Source organism: Gemella parahaemolysans (genome assembly GCF_053758945.1).
Genome location: NZ_JBSMTP010000002.1, coordinates 129886 through 153198 on the forward strand (window position 1 = coordinate 129886; position 23313 = coordinate 153198).

The 23313-nt window shown below is 30.7% G+C and carries 18 protein-coding genes and 1 pseudogene; 13 read left to right on the forward strand and 6 right to left on the reverse strand.

Annotated features, from left to right (window positions below; genetic code table 11):
- Nucleotides 1-210 precede the first annotated feature (210 nt).
- The 4 genes from ACWOBP_RS02330 to ACWOBP_RS02345 all read left to right on the forward strand — a co-directional run bounded on the left by ACWOBP_RS02330 (nucleotide 211) and on the right by ACWOBP_RS02345 (nucleotide 6112).
- A complete protein-coding gene (locus tag ACWOBP_RS02330; protein ID WP_455337298.1) occupies nucleotides 211-2712 on the forward strand; it encodes a transglycosylase domain-containing protein in 2502 nt (833 codons plus the stop codon).
- 177 nt (nucleotides 2713-2889) lie between these two features.
- Complete coding sequence (gene rapZ / locus ACWOBP_RS02335; RefSeq protein WP_455337299.1) at nucleotides 2890-3750, forward strand: RNase adapter RapZ; 861 nt, start codon at nucleotides 2890-2892, stop codon at nucleotides 3748-3750.
- A gap of 4 nt (nucleotides 3751-3754) precedes the next feature.
- Nucleotides 3755-4738, forward strand: a complete 984-nt coding sequence (locus ACWOBP_RS02340; protein ID WP_455337300.1) for a gluconeogenesis factor YvcK family protein — start codon at nucleotides 3755-3757, stop codon at nucleotides 4736-4738.
- 24 nt (nucleotides 4739-4762) lie between these two features.
- On the forward strand, nucleotides 4763-6112 hold the full coding sequence (locus tag ACWOBP_RS02345) for a glucose-6-phosphate isomerase (protein ID WP_455337301.1): 1350 nt from the start codon (nucleotides 4763-4765) through the stop codon (nucleotides 6110-6112).
- Nucleotides 6113-6320: 208 nt separating this feature from the next.
- On the opposite strand, the gene ACWOBP_RS02350 is transcribed toward ACWOBP_RS02345, so the two are convergent.
- The gene (locus ACWOBP_RS02350) at nucleotides 6321-7028 is read right to left on the reverse strand and encodes a UTRA domain-containing protein (RefSeq protein WP_455337302.1); all 708 of its coding nucleotides are present in this window, start codon (nucleotides 7026-7028) and stop codon (nucleotides 6321-6323) included.
- A gap of 238 nt (nucleotides 7029-7266) precedes the next feature.
- On the opposite strand from ACWOBP_RS02350, the gene malQ reads away from it, so the two are divergent.
- The 5 genes and pseudogenes from malQ to ACWOBP_RS02375 all read left to right on the forward strand — a co-directional run.
- Nucleotides 7267-8757 carry a 4-alpha-glucanotransferase gene (malQ, locus tag ACWOBP_RS02355; protein WP_455337303.1) on the forward strand — a complete coding sequence of 497 codons (1491 nt, stop codon included), beginning with the start codon at nucleotides 7267-7269 and terminating at the stop codon, nucleotides 8755-8757.
- 1 nt (nucleotide 8758) lies between these two features.
- Nucleotides 8759-11014 carry a glycogen/starch/alpha-glucan family phosphorylase gene (gene glgP, locus ACWOBP_RS02360; RefSeq protein WP_455337304.1) on the forward strand — a complete coding sequence of 752 codons (2256 nt, stop codon included), beginning with the start codon at nucleotides 8759-8761 and terminating at the stop codon, nucleotides 11012-11014.
- A gap of 19 nt (nucleotides 11015-11033) precedes the next feature.
- On the forward strand, nucleotides 11034-11828 hold the full coding sequence (locus ACWOBP_RS02365; protein ID WP_455337305.1) for an endonuclease/exonuclease/phosphatase family protein: 795 nt from the start codon (nucleotides 11034-11036) through the stop codon (nucleotides 11826-11828).
- A gap of 18 nt (nucleotides 11829-11846) precedes the next feature.
- Nucleotides 11847-13433 carry an alpha-glucoside-specific PTS transporter subunit IIBC gene (locus ACWOBP_RS02370; RefSeq protein WP_455337306.1) on the forward strand — a complete coding sequence of 529 codons (1587 nt, stop codon included), beginning with the start codon at nucleotides 11847-11849 and terminating at the stop codon, nucleotides 13431-13433.
- 204 nt (nucleotides 13434-13637) lie between these two features.
- A pseudogene (locus tag ACWOBP_RS02375) lies at nucleotides 13638-13715 on the forward strand (IS200/IS605 family transposase); the annotation flags it as partial.
- Nucleotides 13716-13896: 181 nt separating this feature from the next.
- Here ACWOBP_RS02375 and ACWOBP_RS02380 read toward each other — a convergent pair.
- From ACWOBP_RS02380 to ACWOBP_RS02395, 4 genes are all read right to left on the reverse strand, one after another.
- The gene (locus ACWOBP_RS02380) at nucleotides 13897-14730 is read right to left on the reverse strand and encodes a MetQ/NlpA family ABC transporter substrate-binding protein (RefSeq protein WP_455337307.1); all 834 of its coding nucleotides are present in this window, start codon (nucleotides 14728-14730) and stop codon (nucleotides 13897-13899) included.
- Nucleotides 14731-14822: 92 nt separating this feature from the next.
- Nucleotides 14823-15647, reverse strand: a complete 825-nt coding sequence (locus ACWOBP_RS02385) for a MetQ/NlpA family ABC transporter substrate-binding protein (protein ID WP_455337308.1) — start codon at nucleotides 15645-15647, stop codon at nucleotides 14823-14825.
- Between the two features lie 4 nt (nucleotides 15648-15651).
- Nucleotides 15652-16323, reverse strand: coding sequence for a methionine ABC transporter permease (locus ACWOBP_RS02390; protein WP_271964588.1), 672 nt, complete (start codon nucleotides 16321-16323; stop codon nucleotides 15652-15654).
- On the reverse strand, nucleotides 16316-17050 hold the full coding sequence (locus ACWOBP_RS02395; protein ID WP_455337309.1) for an ATP-binding cassette domain-containing protein: 735 nt from the start codon (nucleotides 17048-17050) through the stop codon (nucleotides 16316-16318). The genes ACWOBP_RS02390 and ACWOBP_RS02395 overlap by 8 nt, the downstream gene beginning before the upstream one ends.
- A 429-nt stretch (nucleotides 17051-17479) precedes the next feature.
- Here ACWOBP_RS02395 and ACWOBP_RS02400 point away from each other — a divergent pair, with 429 nt between their 5' ends.
- Nucleotides 17480-18493: a LacI family DNA-binding transcriptional regulator gene (locus ACWOBP_RS02400; RefSeq protein ID WP_455337310.1), complete on the forward strand. Its 1014-nt coding sequence runs from the start codon at nucleotides 17480-17482 to the stop codon at nucleotides 18491-18493.
- Nucleotides 18486-19283, forward strand: a complete 798-nt coding sequence (locus tag ACWOBP_RS02405) for a Cof-type HAD-IIB family hydrolase (RefSeq protein ID WP_455337311.1) — start codon at nucleotides 18486-18488, stop codon at nucleotides 19281-19283. Before ACWOBP_RS02400 ends, ACWOBP_RS02405 begins: the two co-directional genes overlap by 8 nt.
- Before the next feature lie 43 nt (nucleotides 19284-19326).
- On the opposite strand, the gene ACWOBP_RS02410 is transcribed toward ACWOBP_RS02405, so the two are convergent.
- Nucleotides 19327-20850 (reverse strand): ClC family H(+)/Cl(-) exchange transporter, encoded by a 1524-nt coding sequence (locus ACWOBP_RS02410; RefSeq protein ID WP_455337312.1) that lies wholly within the window; start codon nucleotides 20848-20850, stop codon nucleotides 19327-19329.
- Between the two features lie 162 nt (nucleotides 20851-21012).
- On the opposite strand from ACWOBP_RS02410, the gene ACWOBP_RS02415 reads away from it, so the two are divergent.
- Nucleotides 21013-21738 carry a rhodanese-like domain-containing protein gene (locus tag ACWOBP_RS02415; RefSeq protein WP_455337313.1) on the forward strand — a complete coding sequence of 242 codons (726 nt, stop codon included), beginning with the start codon at nucleotides 21013-21015 and terminating at the stop codon, nucleotides 21736-21738.
- A 193-nt stretch (nucleotides 21739-21931) separates the two neighbouring features.
- Nucleotides 21932-23134, forward strand: a complete 1203-nt coding sequence (locus tag ACWOBP_RS02420; RefSeq protein ID WP_455337314.1) for a glycosyltransferase family 4 protein — start codon at nucleotides 21932-21934, stop codon at nucleotides 23132-23134.
- Nucleotides 23135-23313 lie beyond the last annotated feature (179 nt).

Genomic DNA, 23313 nt, shown 5'->3' on the forward strand with positions numbered 1-23313 from the left:
TGGTAGCTTTTTTCATTTTTAATTTATATTGTAATGAAGAAGAGAATTCTTATGTTACAATATTGTTAAATAATAGTTAATAAACTATAAAGTAAATTGATTTTTTTCTCAATTTACTTTAAAATTAGTGTAGTACAATGTATAATTTTATTATAGAATGACTGTAATAAAATTGAAAGTTTAAATATCTAAAAAAAGAGAGGATATACAATGGCAGAAAATAATAACAATAGGTTATCTAGAAAAGATAGACACTCTCAAGAAAAGAAGAGTATCATGCCAGGTGGATATATATCTAGAAGAAATACTAATCCAACGAATAAAGGTCAGCAAAGAAGACCTTTAATAAATGATGAAATTTTAAAAAGAGGAGAAGCTGGTGCCAATCGAAGACGTGAGGGATTACCGAATGTTGAGAAAGATAGTAGCGGAAATGGGTCTGGAGGTCCAAGGAAACCTAAACTATCTGGAAGAAGAATAAGTAATCCTAATTCTAAAAAAAATAATAAAACATTATGGTTGAAAATTTTAAGATATGGATTGTATGTGGCTAGTGTTGCTATCATATCGATTTTCTTGTTATGTGTATTTTGGATTTACCAAGCTCCGGCATTTGATTCAAAAATATTAGATAATAATTCAAGAACAATTGTCTATGATGTAAATAATAATGAAGTAGCAAAACTAGGTAACCAAATAGGTGAAAACTTAGAAACCGCAGACATTCCAGAAAGGATGCAAGACGCAATTTTAGCGACAGAGGATAATAGATTCTTTGAACATGGTGCTGTAGATTTTAGACGTTTAATTGGAGCGGTAGTATCGAACCTTACAAGTGGTTTTGGTTCGCAAGGGGCATCGACTATTTCTCAACAATTGATTAAGAGAACATTTTTAGATGACAATAAGAGTGTAAAACGTAAAGTTCAAGAAGCTTATTTAGCATATAAATTAGAGCAAAATTATGATAAAGAATCAATATTTACAATGTATGTAAATAGAATTTACTATTCAGACGGTGTTTACGGACTAAAGACAGCAGCTAAATATTATTATGGAAAAGAATTAAATCAACTTACTCTTCCTCAAATGGCTCTTTTAGCAGGAATGCCTCAGCATCCTAATACTTACAACCCTTATGATAATCCAGAAGCTGCTAAGGCTCGCCGTGATACTGTACTTTACTTAATGCAATATCATGGAAAAATTTCAGAGGCCGACTCACAAGCAGCACAAAAAACTGATGTACTGTCAGGGGTTATTGATCGTGATGAAAGTGAGCGTGTAATATTATCGAGCGAGTTTGATTCTAAATATACATCATATATGAATCAAATAGTAAATGAGTTGAAAAATAGTAAAGAATATAAAGATTATGAAGGAGATGTATTAAATCTAGGTCTTAAGATTTATACAAACTTCGATCCAAGAATCCAAAGTACGTTAACTGAAAGTGTCAATGCTAACTATGCTGGAATAAAACAAGCAAGTAATGTAGCTATGGTTGTTTTAAATAATGAAAATAGTGGAATTTCTGCTCTGTATGGAGGTAAAAAGCAAACTTTCCATGGATTTAATATTGCGACACAAGCTAAATTACAACCAGGTTCATCAATTAAGCCAATACTTGCATATGGGCCTGCTATCGAGTATTTAAATTGGGGCTCAGATCATACAGTTAACGATACTAAAATTCAAGGTTCTCAAATTCAGAACTGGGATAGACAATTCCATGGAAATATTACAATAAATAATGCATTAGTTTGGTCATATAATATTCCGGCTATTAAAGCATATCAAGAAGTAGGGTTTAGTAAAGTAAAACAGTATGCAGCTAATGTTGGTATGAATATTACGGACGACTCCCTAACAACTCCAATTGGAGGAAGTGGTGATGGATTTTCTCCATTACAAATGGCAGGAGCATATGTTCCATTCAGTAATGGGGGGTATTATGCGACACCTAGAGCTATTAAAAAAGTCTATGACAGCGAAGGAACTGAAGTGAAAAGTTTTAGTACAGATGACAGAAAGCGTGTTATCAAAGAATCTACCGCATATATTATGACATCTATGTTAAGAAACGTAGTTAATGGAACGGCTTCTAATGCTCGTATATATGGAGCGGATATGGCTGTTAAAACAGGAACTACAACTTTTGGAGAAGAAGAGGTTCAAAAATTCGGATTTGATGCTGATAATTATTCTAAAGATTCATGGACAATAGGTTATACTAGTAATTATACGATGGCTGTGTGGCAAGGGTTTGATGCAATAGATGGTCCTACAAAGTATATGACTCAAGATGATACTCAGAAGACACAAGCACTTTACCGAATTAATATGCAAAATATTGTAAGAATACATCCTCCTAAAGGATTTACTGTTCCAGGCAATGTGGGATCAATAAATGGTGGAGTTAAAGTTATTTCAGATAGTGAACGTCGACAGATTGAAGAGCAAAATAGGCGAAATCAAGAAAAAAAAGAACGTGAAAATAATACTGACGATAATAATAACAATCGTAATAATAACTCCGATGATAATACAAATAATAACCAAAATGATTCATCAATTAATAATAGTAATCAAGCTAGAGGAAATAATAACAGTAATAATAATTCTAATACTGCAACATCTGGTACAAGAAGTAATAGTATAAACAATAGCAATAATACTACAAATAATAATATAAATAGAAATAACAGATAACAAAAGAACTACTGTGGAGAGACAATCACACAGTAGTTCTTTTATGTACTATTTTAAAATACTACACAAAAGTCTAGAAATGGTGTACAATATAGGTTATGGAAGAGCTTATTGATTTACTATAATATGAGTATATTCTTCCATAACCTATATAATTAAAAAATTGGATGTGAAGCTATGAAAAAAAAATTAGTTATAATTACGGGAATAAGCGGAGCAGGGAAAAATACGGCATTAGAAATCTTTGAAAACCAAGGGTATTTTTGTACAGATAATTTACCCGGATTAGTTGTAGAAGATTTCTTGAGAATAATAGAAGAAAAAGATATTGCTAAAACAGCGATAAGTATTGATATAAGAAGTAAACATATTTTTGTTGATTTAAAAGAGTTACTAAAAAAACTTCAACAAAATGAGTACTTTGATGTTAAAATCTTATTTTTAGATAGCGATAATCAAATATTGGTTAATAGATATAAAGAAACTAGAAAAAATCATCCTTTATCAACTGAGTTTAGCTTACTCGAAGGTATTGCTCAAGAGAGAAAAGATATGAATGACATTAAAGGAATTGCAAATTATATTTATGATACTACAAATACTTCTGTAAAAGATTTGAAGAAAAAAATATTGGAAGATTTCGGAATTGAGAAAAAAGATAGTTATCATATTACAATTTCTAGTTTTGGTTATAAATATGGGATTCCTATTGATGCAGACAATATAATTGATGTGCGTTTTTTAAAAAATCCATTTTATATTAATGAACTAAGAGAAAAAACAGGTCAAGACAATGAGGTTTATGAGTTTGTTTTTGAAGATAAAATTACTCAAGAATTCTATGGAAAATATCTAGAGCTTATGACTTTTATGGTAGATAAGTATCAATATGAAGGTCGTGACAAGGTTGCTATTGCAGTAGGATGTACAGGTGGAAAACATCGCTCTGTAAGTATAGCTAGAAGGTTATATGAAGATATTTCAAAATTAGGATATAGGGTGCATTTAGAACATCGCGATATTAATAAGGGTAGGTAGGAAAATGAGAACTAAAATAAAGGTAGTTACTATTGGGGGAGGAACTGGTTTATCAGTTCTTTTAAGAGGATTAAAGAAATATCCTCTTGAGATAACAGCTGTAGTAACGGTAGCAGATGATGGAGGAAGTTCTGGAAAAATAAGAAGTGATATGAATATTCCTTCACCAGGAGATATTAGAAATGTTATTGCGGCATTATCTGATGTTGAACCGTATTTGGAAAAAATGTTCCAATATCGTTTTGATAGTGGCGAAGTCAAAGGTCATCCAGTAGGTAATTTAATGATAGCAGCCATGACGGATATTCATGGAGATTTTTCTACAGCGGTAAAGGTAATGAGTAGAATCTTAAATGTACGTGGAACTGTGTTGCCAACGACTAATGATATAGCTACATTAAATGCAGTATTATCAACAGGTGAAATTATAAGGGGAGAATCTTCGATTACAGAAGCTGGAGGGGTAATTGATAGTGTTTATATTACACCATCTAGAGTAAAACCTAATGAAGATGTACTTAAAGCAATTGAGGAGGCAGACTATATTATTATGGGACCAGGAAGCTTATATACTTCTATAATTCCTAACCTAGTAATATCTAAGGTCTCGGAAAAGATTAGAGAAAGTAATGCCAAGAAGATATATGTTTGTAATGTTATGACTCAACATGGGGAAACTGACAATTACACAGTATCGGATCATATTGTTGCGATAAACAAACATGTAGAAGCGAACATTTTTGATTTGGTAATTGCTAATTCACGTGAATTTGATGATAGTATTTTATCGAAATATTACAAAGAAAAACAAGAAGCAGTCAAAATCGATCAAGAAAAAATAGAAGAGTTAGGAATAAAATTAATAAAAAATGATGATGTAGGAATCGTTGATAATAATACGATTAGGCATAATGCTGATAAAGTTTCTGAATTAATTTATGATTATATTATAGACGATAAGCCAACAATGATTTATAATAAAAGATGAAAAAACAAATAAGGAGAACTAAAAATGCACTTAAAATTTGATTATTCGAAAGCACTGAACTTTTTTAACGAACAAGAAGTGAAAAATATGGAAGGATATGTGAAAGTTGCTCACGATCAATTACATAATAAAACTGGAATTGGTAGTGACTTTTTAGGATGGGTTGATTTACCAACTAACTATGATAAAGAAGAATTTTCTAGAATTAAAGAAGCTAGTAAAAAAATCCAGGGTAATTCTGAAGTACTTGTCGTTATCGGAATTGGTGGATCTTACTTAGGAGCTCGTGCAGCAATCGAAATGCTAAACGATAGTTTTTACAACTTCTATGAAAAAGATAGAAAAACACCTCAAATCTTCTTCGTAGGACACACTATTTCATCAAGTTATACTCAAGAATTAGTTAATTACTTAAAAACTACAGGAAAAGATTTTTCTGTAAATGTAATTTCTAAATCTGGGACAACTACTGAACCTGCAATTGCATTCCGTATCTTTAAAGAATTACTTGAAGAAAAATATGGAAAAGAAGGAGCAAGAGAAAGAATCTTTGCTACTACTGATAAAGCTCGTGGAGCTTTAAAATCACTTGCAGATGATGAAGGATATGAAACATTTGTAGTACCGGATGATATCGGTGGACGTTTTACAGTTCTTACAGCAGTAGGATTACTTCCAATTGCTGTAAGTGGAATTGATATTGATAAAATGATGGCTGGAGCTAAATTAGCTCAAGATGAGCTTTCTTCACCAGATTTAAGTACTAACATTGCTTATCAATATGCTGTAATGCGTAACGTACTACAACAAAAAGGTAAATTAATCGAAATTCTTGTTTCTTATGAACCATCAATGGTTTACTTCAACGAATGGTGGAAACAACTTTACGGTGAGTCTGAAGGTAAAGATGGAAAAGCATTATACCCATCAAGCGTTTGCTTCTCAACTGATCTTCACTCTATGGGACAATATGTTCAAGAAGGACGTCGTATTCTAATTGAAACTATCTTAAAAGTTAAATCTCCAAATAAAGATATTGAACTTAAAGAAGCTGAAAATAACTTAGATGGACTTAACTATCTAGCTGGTAAAACTATGGACTTTGTAAATACTAAAGCATTTGAAGGAACTCTTCTTGCTCATACTGATGGTGGTGTACCTAACTTTGTAGTAGAGCTTCCTGATATGAGTGAGTTCACATTCGGATACTTAGTATACTTCTTCGAAAAAGCTGTAGGTATTTCTGGATACATGCAAGGTCTAAATCCATTCGACCAACCGGGAGTAGAAGCGTATAAGAAAAATATGTTTGCTCTTCTTGGAAAACCAGGATTTGAAGACTTAAAAGCAGAATTAGAAGAAAGATTAAAATAATCTTGAATAAAATAAAAACTGATAGAGGAATAATTTTCCTTTATCAGTTTTTTGTGTATATTATATAATTTAATTTTACTATTCAAATATTTTAAGTATGGTGTCGCAAGCTATAACTAAAACAGTAAGGTTAGTTTAAAATTAAAAACAAAAAAGAGAACGACTCTATAAATTAGATTCTAATAAAATCGTAATTTACGAGTCGTTTTTATCTTTTTGCCATAGTTACAAATGTGAATTTATCTGGTCTATATGTTAGTATTCCATATTGTAGGATATTACCGTTTGATAAATATGTAATACTTTCAACCACTGCGACCATATTATATTCTCCTAAATCCATATGTTGTTTTTCTTCATCAGTAGCATATCTAAATGAAATTTCACGTCTTGAGTGTGTGATATTTAAACCTAATTCCTTTTCTAAATATTTGTAAATAGAAGATTCGGCTATTTCTTTGTTAATAAATGGAACAAGTTTACGATCAAAATAAGATACTTCATATTCTAGTCGTTCACCGTTTATTAATCTACTACGACTAACTCTGTAAAAATCATTATCTTCATTTGATCCAAAAATATCCATTATCTTTTTATCACCTTGGATGATATAAAGAGATTCTAAGGAAGTTTTGATTTCGTATTTTCCATCGATATTTAATTCAGAAGAAGTTTTAATGTTTCCTAGATAGTTGTTTTTAATCCTTCCATGACCCAGAATTAAAGAGTTTTTACCTTTAATTTTTTGAATATAACCATTAATTTCTAATAAAGATAGAGCTTTTCTGATTGTATCTTTAGAGTAGCCGTATTCTTTAACTAGCTCATTTTCACTCGGTAATTCAGTATTACGTTTATATACTCGAGTGTCAATTTTTTCTTTTAAGTCTCTATAGACTTGTTTGTATTTACTCATTTACTATTAACCTCTCAAAGTTTATCTATATTATTATAAATGTACTAAAGGTAAAAATCAAGAAATATGTACAACGTCAATACGATTTTACACATTTACGTATATGTTATCAAAGAAATAAAAAAGAATTACATAAATGTGTTGACAAAATGAAAGTGTTTTATTATAATAATTAATGTTAAGTTATAATAACTTATTTTGTAAATACAAGTTAAAAAAATAACGGAGGAAACTAATAATGACAAAACGTTCAAGTGGTGTTTTAATGCATATTACATCATTACCAGGTCAATTCGGAATAGGAACATTTGGTAAAAGTGCTTATGATTTTGTAGACTTTTTAGAAGAAACAAAGCAAACTTATTGGCAAATTTTACCACTTACAACTACTAGTTATGGTGATTCACCATATCAAAGTTTCTCAGCTGTAGCAGGGAATTTAAATCTAATTGATTTTTCATTATTAAAAGAAGATGGATTACTTGAAGAAAGCGATTATGTAAATGTTAACTTTGGGGAAAATCCTGAAAAAGTTGATTATGCATTATTATTTGAGGCAAGAAGACCAATCTTAGAAAAAGCAGTTGCCAACACTAGTAAAAATAGTGAAGTATTAGCTGAAATTGAAAAATTTGAAGCTGAGAATTCAAGTTGGTTAGCTGATTATGCTGAATATATGGCAATTAAAGAAAGTTTTGGATATAAGAGTTTTATTCACTGGGATGAAGATATTAAAAAAGGTGAACAAGCAGCTCGTGAAAAATATCGTACTGAACTTCAAGATAGCATAAGATACTACACAGTAACTCAATATTTCTTCTTTAAACAATGGTTAGCATTAAAAGAATATGCTAATAGCAAAGGAATTAAAATTATTGGGGACATGCCAATTTATGTAAGTGCTGATAGTGTTGAAATGTGGACAATGCCAGAACTATTCAAAGTTGATGAAAATAATGAACCTCTTTATGTAGCTGGATGTCCTGCAGATGACTTCAGTCCTACTGGGCAACTTTGGGGTAATCCAATTTATGATTGGGAAAAACACAAAGAACAAGGATTCTCATGGTGGATTTACCGAGTTCAAGAAAGTTTCAAAATCTATGATGTACTTCGTATAGATCACTTTAAAGGGTTCTCTGATTTCTGGCAAATAGATAAAGATGCTGAAAATGCAGTAAATGGTACTTGGGAAGCTGGTCCAGGAATTGAATTATTCCAAAAAATTAAAGAACAATTAGGTGATTTACCAATTGTTGCAGAAAATCTAGGGTTTATCGACGCTAAAGCAGAAAAATTACTAGACGATTCTGGATATCCAGGTATGAAAATTCTTCAATTTGCTTTCCCTGGAGAAGATAATTTAGACCGTCCACATCATTATACACAAAACAGTGTTGCTTACACAGGAACACATGATAATGATGTAGTTAATGGTTGGTATGAAAAACTAGGTGAATCAGAAAAAGAACTAGTTTCTGAATACTTAAATCGTCGTGATGATGAAAAAATCACAGAAGCTATGATTAGAGGAATTTACTCTTCAGTAAGTGATTATGCAATCGTAACAATGCAAGATCTTTTAGATAAAGATGCAACAAGCAGAATGAACGTTCCATCAACAGTTGGAGGAAACTGGGAGTGGAGAATGCTTGCAGAAGATCTAACAGAAGAGAGAAAAGAATTTTTAAGAAACATTACAGTAAGATATTCAAGAGAGAGGGTATAAAATGTCATTTAGTAAATATGTATTAGAAAATACAAATAAAGAACTAAGTAATTTAGATAATAAAGAAATATATGTACAGCTATTAAATTATGTAAAAGAAGAAGCTGATAAAAAAGCTTTAAACTCTGATAAAAAGAAAGTTTACTACATTTCAGCAGAATTTTTAATTGGTAAACTATTATCAAATAACCTAATTAACTTAGGAATCTACGAAGAAATCGAAAAAGAATTAAACGCAGCTAACAAACGTCTTAGCGACGTTGAAGAGGCAGAATTAGAACCATCACTTGGTAATGGTGGTCTTGGACGTTTAGCATCTTGCTTTATCGATTCAATATCATCATTAGGTATTAATGGTGATGGTGTTGGGTTAAACTATCACTGTGGTTTATTCAGACAAGTATTTGTTAAAAATGAACAACACGCAGAGCCAAACTTCTGGATTGAAGATTCTTCATGGTTAAGAGATACTGATGTTAAATACACAGTACCATTCAAAAACTTCAACCTAACTTCAACTCTAAAAAGAATTGACGTATTAGGGTATAAAAAAGATACTAAAAACTACCTAAACTTATTCGATATTGAATCAGTAGATAGTAGTATCATTGAAAATGGTATTAGTTTCGATAAAACTGAAATCGAGAAAAACTTAACATTATTCTTATATCCAGATGATAGTGATAAAAATGGTGAATTACTACGTATTTACCAACAATACTTCATGGTGTCAAACGCAGCTCAATTAATTTTAGATGAAGCTATTGCTAAAGGAAGTAATGTTCACGATTTATACGAATATGCATATGTTCAAATTAACGATACTCACCCAAGTATGGTAATTCCTGAATTAATTCGTTTATTAACTGAAAAACACGGAATTGAATTTGAAGAAGCATACATAATCGTTCAAAAAATGACTGGTTACACAAACCACACTATCTTAGCTGAGGCATTAGAAAAATGGCCATTAGCATACTTAGAAGAAGTGGTGCCACACTTAGTAACAATCATCAAACAACTAGATGCAGTTATTAGAGAAAAATATGAAGGTGAAGATATTCAAATCATCGATAAAGATGACAGAGTACACATGGCAAACATGGATATCCACTTCTCTAACAGTGTAAACGGGGTTGCTTACTTACACACTGAAATTCTTAAAAACTCTGAGTTAAAACACTTCTATGAATTATATCCAGAGAAATTTAACAACAAAACTAACGGTATCACATTCAGACGTTGGTTAGAGTTCTCTAACAGACCGTTAGCGGCTTACTTAAAAGACCTAATTGGTGATGAGTACTTAACAGATGCGACTAAATTAGAAAAACTATTAGCATTTGTAGATAGTAAAGAAGTAGCAGCTAAATTAGAAGAAATCAAACACGAGAACAAACTTGTTCTTAAAGAATACCTAAAAGAAACTCAAGGTATTGAACTAGATGAAAACAGTATTATTGATACTCAAATCAAGAGATTCCACGAATATAAACGTCAACAAATGAACGCTTTATATGTAATCAAAAAATACTTAGATATTAAAAATGGAAAATTACCAGAAAGAAAAATCACTGTATTCTTTGGTGGTAAAGCAGCACCAGCCTATATTATAGCTCAAGATATCATTCACTTAATTCTATGCCTATCAGAATTAATCAACAATGATCCAGAAGTAAACAAATACTTAAATGTATTCTTAGTTGAAAACTATAACGTAAGTGTTGCAGAAAAATTAATACCAGCAACTGATATTTCTGAACAAATTTCATTAGCTTCTAAAGAAGCAAGTGGAACAGGTAACATGAAATTCATGTTAAACGGTGCTTTAACTCTAGGGACTCTAGACGGAGCTAACGTGGAAATTGATGAACTAGTTGGTCGTGAAAATATCTACATCTTCGGTAAAGAAAGTGATGAAATCATTAAACTTTACGAAACTGCTGGATATGTTTCTAAAGAATACTATGAAAAAGATGGTGTTAAAGAAGTTGTTGACTTCATAGTTTCTAAAGATTTAGTAAAACTTGGAAATAAAGAAAGACTAGAAAGACTATATAACGAACTTCTTAATAAAGACTGGTTCATGACACTTATTGACTTTGAGGAATATTACGCTAAGAAAGAAGAAATGTTAGCAGATTACGAAAACCGTGAATTATGGATGAAGAAAGTTATTGCGAACATTGCAAAAGCAGGATTCTTCTCATCTGACCGTACAATTGCTCAATATAATGAAGATATTTGGAATAAATAAAAATAAAGGGGAACATTAAATGAGACTATTAACAATTAATGTACACAGTTGGTTAGAAGAAAATCAACTAGAAAAATTAGATATTTTAGCAAAGGTGATTGTAGAAAAAAAATATGACGTAGTTGCCATGCAAGAAGTAAATCAATTGATTAATAGTAAAGATGTTCACGATGGAATCAAGGAAGATAATTTTGGGAAATTATTACTTGATAAAATTAGAGAATATGGAGAGGAAGGTTACAGTTACTACTGGACTTATTCTCATATTGGATTTGATAAATTCGAAGAAGGATTAGCAATATTAGCTAAAGGTGAAGTTGTTGCCGTAGAGGATTTTTACTGTACGGCACAACAAACCGTGACTTCTATCGAATCGAGAAAAATTTTAAAAGTCGATCTTAAAGTAAATAATGAGATCGTAGAATTTTACAGTTGTCATATGAATTTGCCAACTTGTAAAGGGGAAGACATAGATCAAAATCTTAGCAACCTAATTAATTATACAGATAACAAGAATCTTAAAGTTTTCATGGGAGATTTCAATACGGATTATTTCCATCAAGTAGATGACTATAAAAGAATACTTGATAAAGGATTATATGATACTTATGAATTAGCCGAGAAAAAAGACGGGGGAGTTACCGTATATAAAAATATAAGTGGTTGGGAAGATTCTATGTGTCAGAAAAAATTGGATTATGTTTTTATTAATAGAAAATTGGATGTAAAAGAAAGTTTTGTTATATTTAATGATGATAATTATCCAATAATTTCTGATCATAATGGCTTAGAAGTAACATTAGCAGAAAAATAAAAAAAGGAGGAAAATGTTATGTTACAAAAAATTCAGCGCTTCGGTGGCGCGATGTTAATGCCATCTATTATATTCGCATTCTTCGGATTAGTAGTTGGATTAACTTCAATTTTCAAAAACCCTAACTTAGTAGGGAGCATCGCGACAGAGGGTACTCTTTGGTACAATTTCTGGTTCGTAGTTGAACAAGGAGGATGGACAATCTTCAATCAAATGCCAGTAGTATTCGCACTTGGTATTCCAATCGGTCTTGCTAAAAAAGCAAATGGTCGTGCTGCATTAGAAGCGTTCTTAATCTATATGGTTTATAACTACTTCATCAATGGATTCTTAACTCAATTCAAATTCTTTGGAGTAGATGTAACACCAGCTCTTAAATTACCTACAGGTATTACGAGAATTGCTGGAGCAATCACATTAGATACTTCAATCATCGGTTCTATTGTTATTGCATCTATCTCAGTATGGATTCACAACAAATACTTTGACAAAAAATTACCTGAATTATTAGGAATTTTCCAAGGTTCAACATTTGTTATCTTAGTAGGATTCCTTATCATGATTCCAGCTGCTTTCTTAACAGCTCTATTATGGCCAAAAGTTCAATTAGGAATTGCTGCTTTACAAGGATTCTTAAAAGTATCTGGAGTTGCGGGAGTATTCACTTACACATTCCTAGAAAGAATTTTAATCCCAACAGGATTACATCACTTCATTTATGGACCATTCATGTTTGGACCAGCAGTAGTAGAAAATGGAATTACAGCTTACTGGGTACAACACATTCAAGAGTTCTCTCAAAGCTCAACTCCATTAAAAGAGTTATTCCCACAAGGTGGATTCTCATTACACGGTAACTCAAAAGTATTTGGTTTACCAGCAGCAGCTTTAGCTATGTACGTAACAGCTAAAGACAGCAAGAAAAAAGTTGTAGCAGGGTTATTAGTTCCAGCTGCACTTACTGGTTTCTTAACAGGAATCACTGAACCAATCGAGTTCACATTCTTATTCGCAGCACCAATGTTATTCGCGACTCACGCAGTATTAGGTGCATTAATGTCAGCAACTATGTACCAATTTGGAGTTGTAGGTAACTTCGGAAGTGGATTAATCGACTTCTTAGCTCTTAACTGGTTACCAATGTTCAAAAACCACTCATCTCAAGTATTCGTTCAAATCGCAATTGGATTAGTATTCTCAGTAATCTACTTCTTCGTATTTAGATTCTTAATCCTTAAATTCCAATTAAACACACCTGGACGTGAAGCTGAAGATGCTGAAACTAAACTTTACTCTAAACAAGAGTATCGTGAAAAAGGTAAAGCAGCAGCTAAACCAGAAGTTAGAGATGATGCAGCTACTCACGACGATCAAGCAGTAATCATTCTTGAAGGTTTAGGTGGTAAAGATAACATCGTAGACGTTACTAACTGTGTAACAAGATTACGTGTTAATGTTAAAGATGAAAGCTTAGTCAAAGATGATGAATTCTTAAAACGTTCTGGAGCTCTAGGAGTTGCTCGTAACGGTAAAGCAATTCAAGTAATCATCGGATTCTCAGTAGGACAAGTTAGAGAAGCTTTCGAAAAAGAATTACATAAATAAGATAATTAATAAAAAGGAACTGATGTAAAAGTCAGTTTCTTTTTTTTGTTAATGGCTTTAGCCGGTTGAGGAGGCAAAGCCTCCGAAACAAAAAACCACCCGTTATTAGGGCACGAGATAAAAGTTAAACAATTGAAAAATCATCCTTTCTTGACAAAATAAGAGTGGTTTAAGCTCTAAAATAAAGAAAGGATGATTTTTATTATGGAAAATAAACATAATAGTTTATCACATACAAAGTGGTTATGTAAATACCATATTGTATTTACCCCTAAGTATAAATCTTAGTACATTATTAAATATTGTTCTTTCTCGCATTCAATAGAAGGTCTATAGGTATTTGAGAGCAAAAAATATAATTAATAGAACATTGTTAAAAAGAGTGATTAGAGTTAGTTATAAAGATATAGTAGGGTAAAAAAAATACTTGGTAAATAATTGTTACCAAGTATTTTAATTTATATTAGAACGCTGGAGTAGCGTGTCCTTTTGGCTTAAGTTCTTTGTTAATATAATCTTTAATTTTTTCACTAGCTAATGCTTTTTTAACTGCTTGAACTTTAGCATCGTCTTTGTTATCTTCACGAGCTACTAGTGAGATAGCGAATGTTAAGTCATCTGCTTTTTCAAGAGCTAGACCGTTTTTATCAGGAGTTAATCCTAATTTAGAGATGTAAGTTGGGTAGTTAAATACTAAATCTTTTTCATTGTATGCTTCGTTAAGGTTTAGTAAGCTTACTTTAGTGAATTTAAGGTGTTTTGGATTATCTTTGATATCTGCTTCAGTTACTGTAAAGCTGTTTGGATCTTTAAGAGTAATAACTTTAGCGTGATCTAATAAACGTAATGCACGAGCTAAGTTTGTTGGATCTGAAGGGATAGCTACATCAGCACCATCTTTAAGATCTTTGATGTCTTTAAGAGTTTTTGAGTAGAATGCTACAGTAGCGTTGTAGATAGGTTGAACTGCTACAAGTTTAGCGTTATTTTTTTGGTTAAATTGTTCCATGAATGGTTTGTGTTGGAAGAAGTTAGCGTCAACTTCTTTATTGTTTAAGGCAACGTTAGCTTGAACGTTATCAGAAACTTTAACGATTTCTAAGTTGTAACCGTCTTTTTTAAGATCTTCTTTGATCATTTCTAACATGTCAGTCATTGGAGAAGTATGAGAAGCTACTTTAACAGTAACTGGTTCTTTCTTCTCTTCTTTTTTAGGTGCTTCAGTTTTACTTGAACACGCTGTTAAAACTAATAATAAAGCAGCTAAGCTAGCTATAAATGAAATTATTTTCTTCATTACATATCTCCTGTTAGTTATATTTTTTATTTAGAGGTAAGGTTGTTGATTGTATATATTATAGGTTTTGAATTAGTAATAATAAATATTTATTAGAAAGCAGCAGTAGCTTTACCTTCATAATTTTTTTGTAGGAAGTCTTTAACTTTTTGGCTAGTTAAAGCTTTTTTCACTGCTTGAATTTTAGCGTCGTCTTTGTTATCTTCACGAGCGGCAAGAACACCAGCGTATGTAAAGTCAGCTTTATCTTCCATTAGAAGTCCGTCTTTCATTGGTGTAAGGTTTAATTTAGCAATGTAAGTTGGGTAGTTAAATACTAAATCTTTTTCTGCATATGCATCACTTAAGTTTAAAAGACCAACTTCTGTAAATTTAAGATGTTTTGGATTATCTTTGATATCTTTTACAGTAACGTTGTAACTATTAGGATCGTTTAATGTAATTAATCCACCGTGAGCTAATAATCTTAACGCACGTGCCATATTTGAAGCATCAGATGGGATTGCTACGTCTGCTCCATCTTTAAGGTCTTTAATGTTTTTAACAGTTTTTGAATAGAATGCTGGAATTGAGTTATAAACTTTTGCTACAGCTACTAAGTTTGTTTTATTTTTTTCATTGTACTGTTTCATGAATGGTTCATGTTGGAAGAAGTTAGCATCGATTTCTTTGTTTGCTAAAGCAACGTTAGCTTGAACGTTATCAGATACTTTTACAATTTCAAGAGTGTATCCTTCTTTTTGTAAATCTTCTTTAACTAATTCTAACATGTCAGTAAATGGTGGGACATGAGCAGCAACTTTAATTGTTTTGTCTTCTTTTTTTTCTTCTTTTTTGTCGCTAGTTTTGCTAGAACATGCTGTTAATATCAGCACAAGAGCTAAAAGACTAGCAATAATAGATAATACTTTTTTCATTAATCTATTTCTCCTTCTTGTTTGTGAAACGTTTAGCTAATCCATAACCTATAGATTGAATAATAAATACATATATAATAAATATTATTACTATTAAATACATTAAATCATAATTGTACTCTTGATATCCATATCTGAATGCAAATTCACCGAGACCACCTGCTCCGATTACACCCATTACAGTAGTATACGCTAATAAACTAATAGTAGTATAGGTGAATGATAAGATTAAGTTATCCATTGTAGCGGGTAATAAGAAATATCTAATAATTTGAATTTTAGTAGCTCCCATACTTATAGCTCTATCCACAATCTTCTTAGGAACATTAATAAGGGCCTGTTCAACAAATCGAGCATAGATACTCACACCAACAAGTGTAAGAGGCAAGATTGCTGCAATATTCCCAAAAGATGTTTTAAATAGAAATCTATTAACAGGGATTAGTATAAATACAAATATTAGAAATGGAACACTACGTAGGGCATTAAGAGAAATGCTAAGTCCCTCATAAACAGCTCTATTTTTTAGTAAATAATCACGACTGAAAGCGAAAAGCATAATACCTAATGGTAAGGAAATAAAAAATACTGTTAGCATTGAGTAAAGCATCATATAGTTAGTTTCCCAAAATGCTTTCATAATACCATCGTAATTGGCTTTAAATAAATCAATCATCTAATAAAAACTCCTTTACGTAGTTATAGTAATTACTGTCGTAATCATCTTTTGCATTTTTATTAGGCACGACAATATCTTTTATAGTAGAGTCGTCGATAACTACTACTCGGTCACAAAAGTTCTTCAGTAATGAAAGACTGTGAGAAATCATAACAATTGAAATATCAGTTGTTGTTCGTAGTTTGTTTAAGAGAGCGAAAATCTCTTTCTCACTATTAGTATCTAAAGCAGAACTAATTTCATCACAAAGTAAAACTTCTGGTTCTTGTAGAAGTGCCATAGCGATAGCAACTTTTTGTTGCTCTCCGCCACTTAGGCTACCACAAAGACTATTTTTTAGTCTTGTGATATTCATGAATTCAAGAATATCATCTATTTTCTTTTTATCAACAGAAACCTTATTTAATTTGTATACTAAACTTAAATGATAATATACACTTTTATTATCAATAAGATTAGAGTGTTGGAATATGTATGCTAGATTTTTTCTAGTATGTCTAAGGGTGCTTGCATCCATAGCTTTGATAGAAGAATTTTTATAAAGTATATCTCCGCTATCATATGAAACAATACCATTAATCATTTTAAGAATAGTACTTTTCCCTGTACCATTTCTACCGATAATTCCAATAACTTCTTTCTTATTAATATCAAATGATATATTTTCTAATTTGAAGTTAGCATCTTTATATTGTTTTGATACGTTTTTTAATTGAACTATCATAATATACCTCCAAGAAAAACTATACCACTTTTGGAAAAGGATTTCAAGGGGTTTGTTTAAAGTTTTGAAATTATTTGTTCATATTGTTCTTTGTGTGTTTGATAGTGTTTGTAAATCTGTTATCTGAAAATCGTAATATTGTATTGATACAGTTTAAGTGTGTAGATGTTAAATATTTTAAATATATATAGTAAGAAAAAAAGATTACTATCGTTCTAAAGGTTTCTAGATAAGTTGAAAGTGAAATTTGTCATGAGTTGTATTAGCATAATTTTAAAATGAATTTTTAGAATTATTTATATTGGAATAATATTGGAGGTAATTAATAAAAATTTAATAATTATATTTTCTAAAAATGTTCTTAATATAATTCTTTATTTATTTACATTATTCGTATATAATTAAAGTTATGGTCTAAGGAGGTAATCTATGAAGAAATTGACAATAGTAGATATAGCGAAGATGGCTGGAGTAGGTACTACTACTGTCTCTAGATATTTTAATGGTGGGAATTTAAAAAAAGAAACAAGAAAAAGAATTAAAGAAATAGTAGATAAGTATAATTATACGCCAAATACTTTTGCTAAAGCATTAAAGAGTACTGATAGCAAAATTATAGGAGTAATAGTTCCGTGTCTTCACTCTTATGTAAGTGGAAATACTTTAAAATATCTTGATAAAGAGTTAAAAGATAACAATTATGAGACGCTAATAATGAATGCTAATTTTGATGAAAATAAGCAATTAGAGTATATAAAAAAATTAGCGAGAATGAATGTAGATGGGATTATTTTATTGCCGACTACTATGAGTAAGACATATGAGAGTACTATTAAGTCTATAGATGTCCCTGTTGTTATGTTAGGGCAAGAAGGAGAGTATACATATAGTGTTGAGTACAATGATTTTAATGCTGCTAGGGATTTAACAAACTATATATTAGCAAGTGGACATAGAAATATAGCTTACTTAGGGGTTGGAGAAGACGATGTTGCTGTAGGTTATTACAGAAAATTAGGAGTAATAAGGACTCTAGAAAAGTATGATTTGCAACCTGAGAATGTACTAATTACTAATTTCGGAATGGAAGAAGGATATGAAATAGTAAGAGAAAACATAGAAAAGTTAAAAGAAGATAGTTGTTTAATTTGTGCAACTGATAATATAGCTTATGGGGCGATAAAAGCTCTAGAAGAGTCTGGTTTAAATGTTGGAGAGAATTATTCAGTTGCTGCCTTTGGAGATTATACGTCATCCGCATTATTAAAATCACCGTTAACAACAATTAAGTTTGATCTTAAGGATGCTGCAAAACAGACGGTAGAAATGTTATTAAATATAATAAAAAAAGAAGAAACAGCTATAAAACTATTAATTGGTTATGAATTAAAAACAAGGGATAGTGTAGTTGATTTAAACAAGATGGAGAATAAAAATGACTAAAATAAAAGCGATTTTTTTTGATATTGATGGAACAATAAGAAGTTTTAAAACAAAAACAATTCCTGAAAATACAGCAAATACTTTAAAAAAATTAAAAGAACAAGGAATTAAGATATTTATAGCTACAGGAAGAGCGCCATTCCATACTACATTTTTAAATGACTTATTAGATTTTAAATTTGATGGATATATTACAATAAATGGACAATATTGTTACTTAGAAACTGGAGAAGTTTTAAATGATAAAATTTTATCTCAAGAAGACATAAAGAGCGTATTACCATACTTTAAAGAAAATAATATTGCCTGTGACTTTGCTTTATTAGATGGAGCATTTATGAATTTAAAAAATTCAAGGGTAAAATGGTTGGAAGATGAACTAGGAGACCCAGAGCGTTTTAAAGAAGATCCGTTGGCATATGATAAAGCAGTTAGTGAAAAAATCTATCAGCTTAATGTCTTTGTATCAGAAGAGGAAGAAGCGGACTTTTTAGCATATATGCCTAATTCAAAAGCAGCAAGATGGACTACTCATTTTACAGATGTCATTCCGAAAGATGGTGGAAAAAATACAGGAATTGATGCGGTTATAGCACACTTTGGTATTAAATTAGAAGAGACTATGGCATTTGGGGATGGTGGTAATGATATAGATATGCTTAAACATGCTGGAATAGGTGTAGCAATGGGTAATGCTGGAGGGAATGTGAAAGAGATTGCTGATTACATCACAACAAGCGTAGATGATGACGGAATAACTAATGCTTTAAAGCATTTTAATGTAATATAAAAACGAAGACTAGAAGAATTTTAATAAATCTTCTAGTCTTTAACTATTTACTAAATTTTTCCAAGAATAAATTAACACTTTCTTTTGACATTATGACTGTAAGTTTGTCGTTAGCCTCTAGAGTTGTATTTCCTTTTGGAACAATTTCTCTACCAGAACGCTCGATATGAGAGATAAGAGTATTTTTAGTCCATTCTATTTCTCTTATAGATTTTCCAACTAGAGAGCTATCATTTGAAATTGTTGTAATTATTTCTACTTCCATTTCAACTTCATCATCTTCTAATTTATTGCTTGATAGTATACGGTCTAGTAAATATTCATATACAGGTTTTGTTCCTAGTATATTTGCCGTCATATATGCAAATAGACAACAAAGTGCTATTGGGAGGAAATAGTTAAGCTTTTGTGTCATCTCAAATAATAATATTATTGATGTGATGGGACTTCTTACAATCGCTGTTAAATATCCAGACATTGATAAGATAACAAATAAAGCAGTATATTTAGGATCGAAGAAGTTACTAAATAATGTACCGAGTACAGCACCTTGAATTAAGATGGGTAGGAATATACCACCTGCAACTCCTGATGTAAATGATATAAGTGAGAATAAAGTTTTTATAAAATATAAAGTTAATAAAAACAAGAAACTAAATTTATTCTCAATTAAAAATTCTACTAAACTATGGCCACTTCCAAGAACTATAGGATAACAAATAAATAAGACAAATGAAATAAGAAAAGCTACTTGAGGTCTAAATACTATATTTAATTTAAAATATTCATAAATTTTGAATAATATTTTTATAGTAACATTATAAAATGTCCCAAATATTCCTAATAAAATTCCTAATAAAACAACCCAAGGATAAATACTTACTTCAACATAGGGTATTTCAGGAAATTTAAATATTGCAGTAAGTCCAAAAATATATTGTCCAACAATATTAGCGATAACTGCAGCACTAAAGCAACAGATTACAATTTTTTTTGTAATTTGTTTATGAACTTCCTCTATAGAAAATAGAACCCCTGCAAGAGGTGCTCCAAAAGCAATAGACAAACCTGCGCTAGCCCCACAAGTGATAAGATATTTTTCTTTTATATTATCTCTTTTTAAAATTCTTGAAACTAGTTTTCCGCTCATTGCACCTAGTTGAATAGAGGGACCTTCGCGTCCAAGTGATAAACCACCGAGACTTGCCGTTAATCCACCAGTTATTTTATAAATTAGAACTCGAAATGGATTTGAATTTAATCTACCGGTAATTTCTGCAGAAACTTGAGGAATTCCACTTCCGCTAGCCATCGGTTCACGTTTTAATAAAAAGCCAGAAAACAAGGCAAGTAGGATTAGAATTAGTAAAAGACCTATTTTATATATAAATCCAGTTTTAATAAAGTCGGCTGTATAATGAACAAGTTTCTCACTATAACCAATAAGAAGTCTGTAACTAGCACCAACTATTCCAGCAACTAATCCAACTAAGATTCCATCAAAAAGAAGTGAAGATTCAAGTTTGAAATTTTTATTTTCAATTTTACTAATTTTTGATATTTTCATCTAGATCTCCTTTCAAAAAATTTTGTCTATATCAACATTTTACTCTTTATTTTAAAAAAAATCAAAAAAATATTTTATTAATACAATTTATTAATACAATTTAATATTAAAAATGCAAAATGTATGCTAAAATATAATTATATGATGAAAGGAGTAAACGTAATGAAAATATTCTTAATTATAGTAATTGTATTATTAATTATAGTATCTGGATTATATGCATTTTGGCTTAAATTGTTAAAAGGGAAACCAGGAAGAATTGCTGGAGCTGATGTAGAGAAGAAAACATTTGAAGAAGCTTTAGTAGTTGATGTTCGTTGGAGAAAAGAGTATGCTAGAGGTCATGCGATTAATGCGGTAAATCTACCGATTAAACTTTTTAAGAACAATAGCGATGTACTTGATGAATATAAAGATAAAGATATAATCCTATATTGTGTAGTTGATGTAACATCTCGTAATACTGAAAAATTATTAAGAGAGCGTGGATTTACGAAACTGTACATTGGGGATGGAATTAAACAATACGATTATGGGAAAGCACTATACAGTAATGCATTGTTATCAGAATTCAAATATCGTATATCAGCAAGTAAAAATAAGCAGTTTTTAAACTTAGGTAGCGAAATTTTGAGTGATGAAGAAATCAAAATTTTTCCTAGTGAGATAGATAGTATTTTAGATAAGTTGAATAAGGATTCAGTTATTTTTGTGTATAGTGATAAAACTGGAGAAAGTAAAGAAGTATGTAAAAAACTTGGTTTAGAAGGATATACAGTTGTTAATTTAATTGAACCATTTAAATTAGATAGATATAAAAATGCATTTTATAATAAAAATGATTATATGGAAACTAAAGTTGATGAAGAAACGTCATCTTGTGGTTGAGCATAGAAATTAAAATAAACGATAGGTTATCGTTATAATAAATTAATTATAAGAAATTCACTTAGAGCAGAGAATTGTTTTAGGTGAATTTTTTTATAGAACTAAGATAAAGATTTAATACGTTTACTATAAAAAAATTTTAAATTAGGTTATAATATAAGTGATGGAAAATATGAAATAGAGGACAACGTATATGAAAATTTTACATGTATTAGCACAATTACCAATTAAGACGGGAAGTGGTGTGTATTTTACTAATGTTATTGAGGGGCTTAAACAGTTTGATGTTGAACAGGCTGCGGTTTATGCTACAACTCCGGAATATGAATTTAATTTTATAAAAGAGAAATTTGAAGTTGAGTTTCAAGGTAAAGATATTAGTTTTCCTATTGTAGGGATGAGTGATATTATGCCTTATGAAAATACTCTGTACAAAAATATGACAGCTGAGATGTTGGACTCTTGGCAGGAAGCATTCCGTAAAAAGCTTAAGGCAGCTAAAGAGGAATTCAAACCTGATGTAGTAATAACACATCACTTATGGATTTTAAGTTCTATAGTTTGCGATGTATTTGAAGGTGAAAAAGTGATTGGAGTTTGTCATAATACGGATATAAGACAAGCTGAAAAAAATCCAGTAATGAAAAATAAGTATGTCAAAAACCTTGGTAAATTAGATAAGATATTAGCACTGAGCAGCAGTGTTATAGAAGAAATTTCTAATATATATAACTATCCTGAGGATAAAATTGTAAATATTGGTGCTGGATACAATGAGAAGATCTTTTATCCTGCTGAAAAATATGAAAAACGTGATAATGTAAAAATTTTATATGCGGGGAAATTTGATGAATCAAAAGGTTTTTATGAGTTGATAAAGGCTTTTAGATTATTAGAGAAAAAAGACGACAACGTAGAATTAGAATTAATAGGGAACTTGAAAGAAGAGGATAGACTTAGAGTCGAAGCTTTGGTTGGTAATTCTAAGAAAATAAAGATTTATAACGCCGTAGATCAAGCACATTTAGGGGAAATAATGAGGTATAAAGATATTTTTATACTGCCATCTTACTTTGAGGGATTAGGTCTTATTGCGGTTGAAGCTTTAGGGAGTGGATTAAGAGTAGTTGCTACTGAAATAGAAGGACTTATAGAATTTCTTGGAGATAAAATAAATAATTCTGAGATAATAGAATATATAGCAATGCCAACTATTTACGACACAGATAAGGCTGTTGAAGAAGAAAAACCAGCATTTGTAAATAGAATAGTAGGTGCGTTAGAACTTATGATAGAAAGAACAAGAGAGCAACGTGAGATTCCTTCTGAGCTACTAGAAGAAGTTGAACACCACTCTTGGAAGAGAAAAATAGAAATTATTTATAAATTATTGTAAAATAATACTTAGTGATTATTTGCTAACGATGGATTAAGCAAAACATTACAAATTCATCAATTTAAAATATGTAGATGTAAAGTTTTAGATGCTTTACAGTTAAGCTTTAATATTAAATAAATTGTACGGGAGTGACTAGAAAAAATCGCTTTGTAAAAATAAGATTTTTGAGTTGCTCC